Origin of the sequence: Veillonella sp. VA137 (assembly GCF_003992015.1) — a bacterium.
GTDB lineage: Bacteria > Bacillota > Negativicutes > Veillonellales > Veillonellaceae > F0422.
This window is the reverse complement of record NZ_RQVK01000016.1, coordinates 20,916-34,314: the sequence shown is the minus strand read 5'-3', so window position 1 is coordinate 34,314 and position 13,399 is coordinate 20,916. Positions and strand designations below refer to the sequence as shown.

Annotated in this window: 14 protein-coding genes; 1 reads left to right on the top strand and 13 read right to left on the bottom strand. The window is 39.0% G+C overall.

Annotated features, from left to right (window positions below; all coding sequences use genetic code 11):
- Nucleotides 1-78 precede the first annotated feature (78 nt).
- The 13 genes from EO116_RS07530 to EO116_RS07470 form a co-directional block, all read right to left on the bottom strand.
- A complete protein-coding gene (locus EO116_RS07530) occupies nt 79-519 on the bottom strand; it encodes an ATPase (protein WP_127161296.1) in 441 nt (146 codons plus the stop codon).
- Between the two features lie 9 nt (nt 520-528).
- On the bottom strand, nt 529-1,020 hold the full coding sequence (gene coaD, locus EO116_RS07525) for a pantetheine-phosphate adenylyltransferase (protein ID WP_127161295.1): 492 nt from the start codon (nt 1,018-1,020) through the stop codon (nt 529-531).
- Between the two features lie 15 nt (nt 1,021-1,035).
- The gene (rsmD, locus tag EO116_RS07520) at nt 1,036-1,605 is read right to left on the bottom strand and encodes a 16S rRNA (guanine(966)-N(2))-methyltransferase RsmD (protein ID WP_255416984.1); all 570 of its coding nucleotides are present in this window, start codon (nt 1,603-1,605) and stop codon (nt 1,036-1,038) included.
- 58 nt (nt 1,606-1,663) lie between these two features.
- Entirely contained in the window at nt 1,664-2,668 is a 1,005-nt protein-coding gene (locus EO116_RS07515) for an NAD(P)H-dependent glycerol-3-phosphate dehydrogenase (RefSeq protein ID WP_127161293.1), read from the bottom strand.
- 2 nt (nt 2,669-2,670) lie between these two features.
- A complete protein-coding gene (gene plsY, locus EO116_RS07510) occupies nt 2,671-3,261 on the bottom strand; it encodes a glycerol-3-phosphate 1-O-acyltransferase PlsY (RefSeq protein WP_127161297.1) in 591 nt (196 codons plus the stop codon).
- Nucleotides 3,262-3,266: 5 nt separating this feature from the next.
- Entirely contained in the window at nt 3,267-4,601 is a 1,335-nt protein-coding gene (gene der / locus EO116_RS07505) for a ribosome biogenesis GTPase Der (protein WP_127161292.1), read from the bottom strand.
- 137 nt (nt 4,602-4,738) lie between these two features.
- Complete coding sequence (locus EO116_RS07500; protein WP_127161291.1) at nt 4,739-6,646, bottom strand: bifunctional 4-hydroxy-3-methylbut-2-enyl diphosphate reductase/30S ribosomal protein S1; 1,908 nt, start codon at nt 6,644-6,646, stop codon at nt 4,739-4,741.
- A 9-nt stretch (nt 6,647-6,655) separates the two neighbouring features.
- Nucleotides 6,656-7,261 carry a 1-acyl-sn-glycerol-3-phosphate acyltransferase gene (locus EO116_RS07495; RefSeq protein ID WP_126940761.1) on the bottom strand — a complete coding sequence of 202 codons (606 nt, stop codon included), beginning with the start codon at nt 7,259-7,261 and terminating at the stop codon, nt 6,656-6,658.
- The gene (gene cmk / locus EO116_RS07490; RefSeq protein ID WP_127161290.1) at nt 7,254-7,940 is read right to left on the bottom strand and encodes a (d)CMP kinase; all 687 of its coding nucleotides are present in this window, start codon (nt 7,938-7,940) and stop codon (nt 7,254-7,256) included. Before cmk ends, EO116_RS07495 begins: the two co-directional genes overlap by 8 nt.
- Nucleotide 7,941: 1 nt before the next feature.
- A complete protein-coding gene (locus tag EO116_RS07485; RefSeq protein WP_127161289.1) occupies nt 7,942-9,186 on the bottom strand; it encodes an NAD(P)/FAD-dependent oxidoreductase in 1,245 nt (414 codons plus the stop codon).
- 8 nt (nt 9,187-9,194) lie between these two features.
- Nucleotides 9,195-9,917, bottom strand: a complete 723-nt coding sequence (locus tag EO116_RS07480; RefSeq protein WP_062402389.1) for a pseudouridine synthase — start codon at nt 9,915-9,917, stop codon at nt 9,195-9,197.
- 1 nt (nt 9,918) lies between these two features.
- Nucleotides 9,919-10,455, bottom strand: coding sequence for an SMC-Scp complex subunit ScpB (scpB, locus tag EO116_RS07475; RefSeq protein ID WP_009353824.1), 537 nt, complete (start codon nt 10,453-10,455; stop codon nt 9,919-9,921).
- A complete protein-coding gene (locus EO116_RS07470; RefSeq protein WP_009353860.1) occupies nt 10,452-11,183 on the bottom strand; it encodes a ScpA family protein in 732 nt (243 codons plus the stop codon). Before EO116_RS07470 ends, scpB begins: the two co-directional genes overlap by 4 nt.
- A gap of 176 nt (nt 11,184-11,359) precedes the next feature.
- Between EO116_RS07470 and EO116_RS07465 the strand changes: the two genes are divergently transcribed.
- Complete coding sequence (locus EO116_RS07465) at nt 11,360-13,186, top strand: phosphoethanolamine transferase (RefSeq protein WP_127161288.1); 1,827 nt, start codon at nt 11,360-11,362, stop codon at nt 13,184-13,186.
- Nucleotides 13,187-13,399 lie beyond the last annotated feature (213 nt).

The window sequence follows — 13,399 nt, the reverse complement described above, 5'->3', positions numbered from 1 at the left end:
AGAATAGCGCTAGCTATTTCCATAGCTAGCGCTAAAAGCTTTTACATGAGTAGCCCCCACATTTGACAAAGAGCCTAATTATTTATATAATGTTTGACGATTTTCTTCTAAAGCTTCTAATGCACGTTCTAAATTAGATTCCACGTATTTGAACACATCACTAGCATATTGAATAGAACTATTTTTAAGTTCCTCAGAAGATTTATTAGCTTCTGCAATAATATGATTAGCATGTTCTTGTGCTTGTTTCACTAGTTCACTTTCTTCTGTTAATTTTTGAATGTATTCTTTCGCTTGCTCAATCAATGCATCGGCTTGTTTTTGACCTTCCGCTACGATACGATCACGTTCTGCCACAATGCGACGAGATTCTTCTAATTCAAGTGGCAAAGATTCTGTCAACGCATCTACTATACGCATAATCTCTTCTTCTTCAATTAACTTTTTATTTGTCATAATCATATTGTTACTAGTAACAATCAAATTTTCCAATTCTTCTAATAATTTTTCTGTTCTCATGGCGTCCTCCTATTTTTCTTGTACTGTAATAAATTTATCTTCTAGTGCTTGTTTCACAACATCCGGTACTAAACCTTCTAATTTACCACCAAATTTAGCTAATTCTCGTATCCCCGTAGAGCTTACGAAGGCATATTTATTGTTGGTCATAATAAAAACAGTTTCAATTTCATCATCTAAATATTTTGAAAATAAAGCTCGTTGAAATTCATATTCAAAGTCGCTCAGCGCACGGAGACCACGAATGATAATATGACTATCTCTCGATTTTACATAATCATTCAACAAACCAGCCCCAAAATCCACTTCAACATTAGGAATATGTGACACAGACTGACGAATTAACTCTGCTCGTTCATCCAAGGTAAACAAGTACTTTTTATTTGGATTCTCTAAAATCACTACGATTAGCTTGTCCACTAATTTACTAGCGCGCTCAAATATATCTATATGTCCATTTGTAACAGGATCAAAACTACCTGGACAAACCCCAATTCTCACGATATAAGCCCCTTTCTACGGTTCTCGACACAGAATGTCAACGCGAGTGTACCCAAAGGATAGGGCTTTTACAAGCATCCACTTGGGCAATAATTCTAATATTTCATTCTTATGGCGTTCTAAAATTAAAAAGCCATCTTCGGTAAGTAATTGTAACTCTTCCACTAAGTCCAATGTTTTTTGGACATACCCTTTTTCATAAGGGGGATCAGAAAATATCAACTGAAACTGCTTTCCTTGTAACCGTGAAAGTGCCGATTCCATAGTACATTTCATAATTTCCAATCGGTCTTCTACCTTACAATGTTGTGCATTCTTCCTAATGCACGTATCAGTGCGCGTATCTACCGCAATAGCATGACTAGCACCGCGGCTCAAAGATTCGATGGCGAGCGCACCTGTTCCAGAAAATAAATCTAGCACCTGCGCCTCAAAAAATCCTCTTCGACTTTGTATGACATTACAAATACTTTCACGCACTCGATCTTGTGTAGGTCTTGTATCCATACCTTTTGGAGCTTGTATGGTATGCCCTTTAGCTGTCCCTGAAATAATTCTCATATATTTTACTACCTGTACTTGTATATTCTACATGATTTTACTATGGGGTACAATAGATTTTTTATGAAATCTTCCTCATAGTCTATGACTCACTGCAAACTTCTTGTTTTACATCACGCATCATCAACTGCATTAGCACTTCTGCCGGTGGAACCTTATGATATAACACCTCATACAAAGCATTAGTGATAGGCATATCGATTCCCTTTGCTTTGGCTAAATCATAAATAATACGAACTGCAAAAAAACCTTCCACCACCATCTGGGAATTGTTGATAATATCTTCCATCGTCTCTCCATCGGCTAATTTTTGCCCGGCTCGACGGTTTCGACTATGAGGACTCATGCATGTAGCAATTAAATCTCCCATTCCTGAAAGTCCTGCATAAGTTTCTGCTTTTGCCCCCATGGCAATACCAAACTTCGTCATTTCATGAAGTCCACGAGTCAGTAGGGCTGCCAATAAATTATCACCTAGCTGCATACCATGGGCAATTCCTGCTGCTAAGGCGATAATATTTTTTGTGGCTCCCCCTAGCTCTACGCCGATTACATCTGTATTACCGTATACTCGAAATCTCGGTCCACCCAAGGCTTTTTGTAATGTGCAAATCGCCCCTTCCTGTTGGCTTGCTACTACTGTGGCAGCTGGCAAATTACGACCTACTTCTTCCGCATGATTAGGACCAGATAAAATAGCCGTCGCTTTCACTAAGTCTTGAACTTCTTCTTCAATGACCAAAGATAATCGTTTTTCGCTTTCTTTTTCCAGTCCTTTAGAGCATCCTACGATAATCATAGCTGGTTGTAAATATTGTTTCAACTCCTGTAAAGTACTTCGCACATAACTGGATGGCGTTACCAGTAACACCACTTCTGCATCTACTAAGGTAGCTGCATAAGAATGTTGAAACTCTAGTGAGCTAGGCAATACAACTTCTGGCAAATAAGGATTAATACGATATTCACGCAAGTAATTTGCTTTCTCTTCCGTACGGCAATACATAGTCACCTGGTGACCTGCCTCTATCCCTTTCAGAGCTAGTGCAGTACCCCAACTACCTGATCCAATAACTGCAATTTTCATAATTACTCATCCTTTGTAATACGTTTCACAGCTAACTCTTTTCCTTGTAAAAGACGCATAATATTTTCTCTATGGCGGAATACAACGAACAATGCCGCTACAGCGCCAAAAATAATATATGGCAATGGTTCAGATAAACAGTACATCACGATAGGCACCAGTGTAGCTGCTACAATGGACCCTAAGGATACATAGGAAGTAAACTTAACAATGATGGCCCATACAGCAAAGCAAATTAACGCTGCTATTGGTGATAATGCAATGAGCACGCCCAATCCTGTAGCCACTCCTCTACCGCCAGAAAATCCCAGAAAAATAGACCAATTATGACCAATCATAGCACATAATCCACCTACAATCATCCATTCTGGGTTCGGCGAAAATAAGAGTACACCAATAGCACCTTTCCCCGCATCACCCAAGAACACAGGTAAGGCAGCTTTCATACCTAATACTCGATAGGTATTAGTAGCGCCGATGTTTTTACTACCATATTGGCGCACATCAGTATGGAAACAAAGTTTTCCAATAATTAAACCTGTAGGAATAGAACCTACTAAGTACGCTACCAAAACTAATACAGCAATTTCCATCGTTATCATTCTTCATCAGTTCCCTTCTTACCACGAAGTACTAATCGAATTGGAGTCCCTTCAAAGCCAAATGATTCACGAAGTCGGTTCTCCAAGAAACGCATATAGGAGAAATGGATTAATTCTGGTTCATTCACAAATAAAATGAACGTAGGCGGTTTTACGCTTGCCTGTGTCATATAGTAAATTTTAGGAATCCGTCCACCACGAGATGGCACTGGGTTCACTGTTTGTGCATCTGATAACAGTTGGTTTAATACACTCGTAGAAATACGCATATGTTGTTGCTCAGACACATATTTAATTAATTCTGCTAACCGATGAACACGTTGTTTCGTTAACGCAGAAGCAAACAAGATTGGTGCATACCGTAGGAATGCCATTTCATCATAAATATCTTCTGTAAATCGTAGTGTAGTTTTGTCATCTTTTTCAATCAAATCCCATTTATTGACAACGATAACTAAGCCTTTACCAGATTCGTGAGCATAGCCAACAATTTTTTTATCTTGTTCAGTCACTCCATCGGTAGCATCTAATACTAAAACCACGATATCAGATCGATCAATAGCACGAAGAGAACGAACAATACTATAACGCTCTACAGGTGCATCAATACGAGATTTACGACGCATCCCAGCCGTATCGATTAACACAAAATCCTGTCCATCATGACTCCAATGAGTGTCGATAGAGTCTCGTGTTGTACCCGCCACATCACTGACGATAACGCGCTCTTGACCTAACAAAGCATTTGTAAGAGATGATTTACCCACATTAGGACGTCCAATCAAGGCCACATGAATTGTATCTTCATCTTCCTCGCTAACACTTTGTGGAGGGAAATGTTTCACCACATCATCTAGCAAATCACCTAAGTTCATTAAATTTTTGGCAGAAATACCGATTGGATCGCCTATGCCTAAATTATAGAACTCATAAATATTGGCTTCTTGGTTCACACTGTCAATTTTATTAACTACAAGAATCACAGGCTTACCACTAGCACGTAATAGATTTGCCACTTCTTCATCGGCAATCGTAATACCTTGCTTGCCATCTACAACAAAAAGGATCACATCCGCTTCTTCAATGGCTAATTGAGCTTGAAAACGCATCATCTTAGGGATTTCATGACTTTCCGCAGTGATGAACTCAATCCCACCAGTATCGATCATGGTAAATTCACGTTGTAACCACTCTGCATCAAAATAAATTCTATCACGTGTAACACCTGGAATATCTTCTACGATCGAAATTCGTTTATTAACAATGGCATTAAATAATGTAGACTTTCCTACATTCGGTCTTCCTACGACCGCAACTAATGGTTTTGACATACTTTCACCTCATATTTCAACTTCCTCAAAGGAAGAGTAAGAACACATAGTTTATCAACTTATATTGTATCACATAAACGAAAGCAAAAAAAGAACAGTAAGTCCATTGGACCTACTGTTCTTCTATTATGTAGAAATTATTCAGCTTCTTCTTCAGTTGCTACTGGTTCCATTAACTCAGTTAATTTTAAACCTAATTTCTTTTCGTCTTTGTTGAAAGAAATTACTTCTACTTCTACTTCTTGACCGCGGCTCAAGTAATCTTCTACTTTCGCATTGCGTTGTTTAGTCACTTGAGAGATGTGAAGTAAACCTTGGATGTCATCGTTGATAGCAACAAATGCACCGTATTGAACTGTGCGAACTACTTTACCAGTTACTTTATCGCCTACATGGATAGTTTCTTCTGCAACGTCCCATGGGCTTTTGGATAACGCTTTTAAAGATAAAGAGATTTTGCTGTTTTCTTCATCAAAGGATTGTAATTTAACGTCGATTTCTTGACCTACTGCTAACACGTCTTCAACGCGTTTAATTTTTTGCCAAGAAATGTCGGAAATGTGAAGTAAACCTTCGATTCCTCCGATATCAACAAATGCGCCATAAGGCATGATTTTACGAACAGTACCTTTGTAAGTACCGCCAACTTCTACATTTGCTAACGCTTCTTTTAATTTAGCTTGGCGTTCCACTTCAAGTACTTCACGACGAGAAAGAACTAAACGGTTTTTCTTTTCTTCAACTTCAAGTACTTTAGCTTCGAATTCTGTACCTACTAAGTTATCAAGGGATTTCACGAAGTGAATGTCACCTTGGGAAAGTGGAATAAAACCACGTAAAGACTTAACAGTTACGACTAAACCTGCAGGAATTGCATCCACACCTTTACAGATGATTGGTTCATCTTTTTCTTGTGCTTCAATAACATATTGCCAATCTTCATCTTTAGCCAAACGAGTGATAGAAAGATAAATTGGGCTATCTTCTTTGATGTGGTTAAGGATAACAGCTTTGATTTTATCGCCTTCCTTTAATACATCTTTAGCAGAAGCTGGTGTAGGGTATGCCATTTCTTTTCTCTCTAGTTGTGCTTCTGTTTTGTAGCCAAAGGATACATATGCACGTTCGTCATCGATTTGTACAACTTCCCCTTCAATCACATTACCTTTCTTAAATTCTTCTGCTTGCGCTTCTGATGCTGCAAATAATTCTGCAAAATTTTCCATCGTCTGAATGACCTCCTTAATTATCCAGTCTGGTGTCGATGCACCAGCCGTGACTCCTACTGTTGTGACGTCTTTCAACCACGTCATTTGTATTTCAGTAGCAGTTTCGATGTGGTATGTAGTACACCCTACATCACGACATACTTCTGCTAATCTAGTCGTGTTGCCGGAGTTCTTCCCACCTACCACGATCATAAGATCCACTTCTTTCGCCAAAGCTACAGCAGAATTTTGACGTTCCTCAGTAGCCTGACAAATTGTCTTGAAGATCTTTTGATCATTAGATTTTTGTTCTAATATTTTTATTATACTTTGAAACTTAAATTGTGAAAAGGTAGTTTGTACTACAACTCCAATTTTTTCCACGAATTGAATATTTCTAGCATCCTCTTCTGTTTCTACTATAATACCTTTATTACCTGCCCATAGATTAATACTCTTTACTTCTGGATGTTTCTTTTCACCCAAGATAATGAGCGTAAGCCCTTCATCAACAACTGACTTCGCATCTCTTTGTGCTTTTTGCACATGAGGACAGGTGGCATCTATAACTGGTAAACCTCTTGTTTCTGCCTCTTCATATACTTCTGGACCAACCCCATGGGAGCGAATGATAATAGTACCTTCTTCTACATCACTCAATTCATTAATGGCATAGACACCATTATCTTCTAACCGACCTACTACTTGAGGGTTATGAATAATTGGTCCCAATGTATAACTCAAATCTTGTGAGTCTGCTGCTTTTTCTGCCATAGTAACAGCACGCTTTACGCCGTAGCAAAACCCACAATTTTCTGCTAATCGTATTGTAAACATAGCATTCCCCTATTTATACTTACCTGCTTTATATTCATCAATCATAGTTTGGATAGCTGTTTTTACCACATCATTCACGTCTGCAATAGCCTCTACAGTTGCTTTTGCTTTTGCTACTACAATCGGTTTTCCAATAATAACAGCTACTTCTCCACGAATCATTTTATCGCTTCCTACAATGGCTATCGGTACTACTGGCACCCCTGTACGCAACGCCATCGAAGCTACGCCATCGTGAAAGCGCCCTAAAGAATCACCCTTTTGTCGTGTCCCTTCTGGAAAAATACCAAGCATTAAATTATCCTTCAATAAATTCATAGCATGACGAATAGCTAATTTATCGACTCCACCTCGTCGCACCGGAAAGGCTCCTAGCCAAGTACAAACTAATTTAGAAATTGGATTTCTAAATAGCTCTTCTTTTGCCATGAAGTTCACATGACGTGGTAATGCAAAGCCACATAAAGGAGGGTCATTATTACTCTTATGGTTTGGAGAAATGATGACCGGCCCTTCTTTAGGTACATTTTCTTTCCCATATACCTTTGTGCCATACCACCATCCATAAACGATGGTAAACGCAGATCTCCATAAGCATTCAGAAAATTTATCCATGATGCCCTCCTAGTTCCGCTTTACGAATTAAGTCAACAAGAGTTTGAACAGTTTCTTCTATACTAAGATGATCCGTTTCTACAACCACTGCATCATCTACGCATACAAGAGGAGATTCCTTTCGATTCATATCCATGGCATCTCGCTCTGCTACAGTACGACATACTTCTTCCAAAGAGATATTCTCGGAATCTTTCAACTCCAACCAACGTCGATGCCCACGAGTCTCCACAGATGCTGTTAGATAGACTTTTAATTCCGCATTAGGTAACACAATAGAACCAATATCCCTACCATCAAGAATCACACCGCCCGCTGATGCCATGTGACGTTGCATTTCTACCAACTTAGTGCGCACTGCTTTTTGTGCAGCCACTTGAGACACGTGACTTGTCACATATTGCGTACGGATATCTTGGGATACATCTGTTCCATTTACCCATACAGATAAACCCGTTTCTTCTACACGTAGTTCTAATTGAATCTTAGACAAAGCAGCTTCTACTGCATCTACATCATCAATAGATATACCCGCATTCAGTAGTGCCCAGGTAATGCCACGATACATAGCTCCTGTATCAATATATAAATACCCTAATTTCTTGGCTACTACTTTAGAAATACTACTTTTACCTGCACCAGCAGGACCATCAATGGCTACGGAAATTCGTCGATTCATATTAGACTCCTCCTTCTGCTGCATGAGTAGCAGCTACGTAGGCTGTAGAAAACGCAACTTGCAGATTATAGCCCCCTGTGAACGCATCCACATCCAAGACTTCTCCTGCCATATATAAACCATGCACCAATTTAGATTGCATCGTTTTGGGATCTACTTCTTTTACAGAAATGCCACCAGCTGTCACAATAGCCTCTGCTATAGGACGAGGTTTATGTACGGTAAGTCGCATATGTTGAATTGTGTCCACTAGTCGTAAGCGCTCCTCTTTTGTAATATCATGAATGGCTTTCGTTCCTTCCAATTCTGCTAGTTGACATATAACTGGAATTAACTTGGATGGCAATAGACCTTTCAATACATTCACTAATTGCTTATTTTGAGACTCACTGAAATCACGTTGTACTCGCTTATCTAAAACCTCTCGAGATAAAGCTGGTTTTAAATTAATTTCAACGATAATAGGATCTACTTGTTTCTTTAGTAACTTTGTCACTGTATGAGAAGCAGACAAAATAATCGGTCCCGTCACTCCAAAATGGGCAAATAGCATTTCTCCAAATTGTTTTGTTTGCACTTTGTTTTTCGCAATAATAGAGACTTCTACATTTTTTAGACTCAGCCCCATTAAGTCTTTCACCCAATGTTCTTTTGTTTCCAAAGGAATTAAGGATGGCCTAAGTTCCACTATGGAATGTCCCACCGAAGATGCTAATTCATAGCCATCTCCAGTGGAGCCAGTCAATGGATAGGACATCCCTCCCGTAGCGATGATGGCTGCATCGCACTCATAGGTTCTTGTATCTGTTATAACACCTGTAATAGCGCCATCTTGTACGATTAAATCCTTAACAGTTTCTTCTAAATGAAGTTGTCCACCTAATTTACAATACGTGTCTATAAAGGCATTGCGTACATCCGTTGCTTTATCCGACTCTGGAAATACACGGCCACCTCGCTCTACCTTAGTAGAGACACCCCAACTATTGAGCAAATGAATCATATCTTCATTCGTCCATTGTTGGTACGCACTATATAGAAACTTACCATTTCCAGGCGTTTGCTTAATAAAATCTTCTATAGGAGCCGCATTCGTCACATTACAGCGTCCCTTGCCTGTAATCCCCATTTTAAGGCCCACCATCTTCATTTTTTCAATGATGCGCACAGAGGCACCTAATTGTGCAGCTCGAACGCCAGCCATAAGACCTGCAGCGCCGCCACCGATGACAATAATTTTTTTCATATGTATCCTTATTTTATCGCTTGTAATTGTTTCACTTCTTCACGAGTTAATTTACGAAAAGCCCCACGTTTCAACCCTTTCAAATTCAATCCCGCATAATTGATGCGTTTCAAATTATGAATAGAGTACCCAAAGTGTTCAAACATACGGCGTACTTGACGATTACGCCCTTCATGGATGGTAATTTCTACAGTGGTAAGACCTGTTTTTCCATTAAATCCGTAGTCTGTAATTTCGCAAGGCGCCGTCATACCATCTTCTAGTTTGATACCTACTGCTAACTGTTCTAAATGTTCATCAAGCACACGATCTTTTACTTTTACTTCGTAGGTTTTCGTCACACCTTTTGATGGATGGGCTAAATTTTGCGCCATAGTTCCATCATTCGTCAATAGTAATAATCCTTCTGTATGGTAGTCTAATCGGCCTACAGGATAAATACGAACTTTTACAGAGTTAATATAATCCATAACAGTTTTGCGTCCTTCAGGATCTGTAATGGATGTAATCACCCCTTTTGGCTTGTTAAAAATATAATATTCCAATGCCTCTGGCTCCAATAGTTGTCCATCCACTTTAACGCGGTCCCGTGTAGGATTTACCTTTGCACCCAGTTCTTTTACATATTTACCATTCACAAGTACTTTGCCAGAAGTAATCAATTCTTCTGCTTTTCGTCGTGATGCCACACCACAACGGGCAATATATTTTTGCAAACGTTCTAGTTCCATATTAATCTCCTTCTATATCTATGGATAACCCCGCTGAAAGAGGCATAGACTGTTGCAATTCTTCAATAGAATTGGCACCTACAGTCCTTAAAAAGTTATCCGATGTTCCGTAAATCACAGGACGTCCGATAGTTTCCTTTCGTCCTAACTCTACAATCATGTCACGGGCCAATAATTGTTTTAATACTTTTTCACAGTTCACACCACGAAATTCTTCTACTTCACCTTTTGTGATAGGCTGTTTGAAAGCAATTACAGCCAACGTTTCCATAGCCGCTCCAGATAGCTTTTCATCTCTATGGCGAATTTTAGTAACAAATTCACTGCATTCTTGGGCGCTCACTAGTTCTATGCCCGATGCACTTTTACGAATCCTAATTCCTCGCCGTTCCTGTACTAACCTTTCTTCGTAACCTTTGATAGCTTTTTCAACTTCTGGTGCATAGACTTCAAAAATATCTGCTAATGTATCTATCGTTAAAGGGGTAGCTGCTGCAAATAATACAGCCTCTAACTGCTGAAATTCAATGCTATTCACAGCGCATCTCCTTCTTCTATACCTTCTACAATCACGTTATATATATCGTGATTGCCCACTATAATTCGCAATAGTTGACGTTTCATTAACTCTAATAACGCCAAAAATGTAACCACACTTTCTTCCTTCGTCTGTACCGAAGCAAATAAATTTACACAGGGCACTTGTTGATTCCTCGTCGCTAGTAATACATCTTCAATCCCTTGTTCCAATGTATATTCTTCACGTTCCATCATAACTTTGGGAGCTTCTACCTCAGGTCGATCATATCGTTCCTGCACTTTCTGAAAGCATGCCACTAATGCATCCCACTCCACAGTACAAACAAGATCTAATCCCACTTGGCTAAGCTCTTCCGGTCTATTAAATACATAGGATCCATCGGATACACGTTCTTCTAGGAGCTCCGTCAATTCTTTGATGCGTTTAAACTCCACCAATCGATTCACCAATTCGTCTCGTGGATCTTCTGTATCACTTTCATCCTTATGATTTATCTTAGGCAATAAAAGGCGTGACTTAATCTGCAACAACGTAGCTGCCATCACTAAAAACTCACTACTATAGGCAATATCAAATTGATTCCAAGTTTTGAGTATATCCATATATTGTGAGGTGATATGCACAATGGGAATATCGTATATATCAATCTGATTCTTTTCAATCAAATGCAACAAAAGATCCAAAGGGCCTTCAAAAATATCCAGTTTAAAATCGTAGGTATTCATGAAAACTCCTTTCTACCAAAAATAAAGGTATGGCTTTCACCACACCTTGTATGAAAAAATTGCATTTCCTATTAGAAACAGTTAGAATAATACATAGACATACCAACGTATGTATCTAATAAGTATTATAAATGAAATGGGCGAAAATTGCTACACCCAGAAAGAGAGGCGACACTATGCATCGTCAAAGATGGAAACAGTTGGGACTGTATACCATCGTGTCCACTATCATCGCAGTGGCACTATTTTACATCTACGAACCAATTACTTTAGGGTTTGACATAGAAGATATCCTTACCTTATTCGTTCCTACTATTGTAGGCTTAACAGTCTTACAATCGATCATTCGTAGTTCCTTTAAAAAGGGATATATCATTGGTCATGGCATCGTAGGTATCAGTTGGGCATTAACATTCCCGCTCTTATTTCACTGGTCTTATGAAAAGCCTTTTTACTTCTACGAATTCGCCAACGATTTTTTATTTGGTCTAGTCTTATTCTGTGGTCTTAGTGTCACCCACTATTGGCTACTACAATGGGGAAAGGCAAAACGTATTTGGTCTGCTCTATACAGCATCCTTGACGTAGCATTGCTCCTTATACCAGTTGGTCAAATCGGGTACTATCTATCCACTTGGCATTGTATTACTCCTGCCACTATGATGGCATTGTATCAAACCAACCCCGAGGAAGCCTTAGGATTTGTAAAAAATATTATCGGCGTAGGTGGCATCGGAGGGGCTATCATAGGTATCGCTATCATACTTGGTCTTTTATACTTTGCCAATGTAAAAGCTCAAACGAACGATGAGCCTACTGTGTTCTATTCCTCTTTCTTTCAGCGATATCAAGATGATATAAAATGGATTCTATCCATCGCCCTCATCGTGTATGGTGGATATTACCTTTTCCCTCGTACAGATATTGTCAGCAATTGGCTAGAAGTTCGAGCCTATATGAAAGAGTTGCAATCTTATAATGATAAGCATGTTAGTGTATTTAACAATTTACAATTAAGCACTACCGAAACAGCGGCGCAAAAAACTCCAGGTACTGTCATCTTAGTCATTGGAGAATCTTCTTCTAGAGATTACATGAAAATGTATACTCCTGACTTCCCTTACGATGATACTCCATGGCAAGGTTCCCTGTATCAAAATCCAAACTTCAATGTCTTTAAACACGCTTACTCATCCTATGTGCAGACTGTACCGACTTTAGAAAGAGCCTTAACAGAGCGCAATCAATATGACGACAAACCATTCTTTGATGCTACTACTATTATCGATGTGGCGAAAAAAGCTGGGTATCACACCTCTTGGCTGTCTAACCAAGGTGTGTATGGCGAATACGATACGGCTATCTCCCTCATTGCTAAGGCTAGTGATACCCCTCGATGGGCTCACGAATCCTATGCTTTCTCCGATCAATATGATGGCGCTTTGTTACCACTGTTAAAAGACGTACCAAAGAACCAAAATAATTTTATTGTCATTCATATTATGGGTAGTCATATCTACTACAACGATAGATATCCTCACGAGTTCAGCAAATGGAAACAAGGTCCAAACCCTGAAGGAATTGAAGCTTATGCCAATAGCCAACTATATACTGATTGGCTGTTACAAGAAATTTACACCTATGCTAAGGATAACTTAAACTTACAAGCCATGGTCTATTTCTCTGACCACGGAGAAAATATTAAAACATCTCACAATCCAGACATTTTCAACTTTGGAATGACACGGATACCAATGTGGGTGTACTTATCTCCTACATATCGTAATGCGTATCCAGAAACAGCAATTACCCTACGCAATCATGAACAACAATATTTCACCAATGACTTATTGTATGATATGCTAGTGGGCATCATACATGCTCCATCTGGTAACTATGATGTAACACGAGATTTCTCCAATAAAGCCTATCGCTTTAATGTCAATAACTTAACTACAATGTTAGGTACACAACCATTGTCCTTAGATCCTGATGCGAAATAAACTACTACAAGTACAAAACAGGCACCAGCTATTGAAGTTGGTGCCTGTTTCATATCTATTCTTATAATCTCTTTGTCAAGTTTTGGGGTAGCAATTAATCAGTTCAGTCTCTTTATGCATAAAAATATACTTTAGCGCGATGGCTTTTACTGTCCCCCAAAATATATTATAGAGCCTTCTTTTATATAAATATAAGTCTTTGAGAAGATCTTT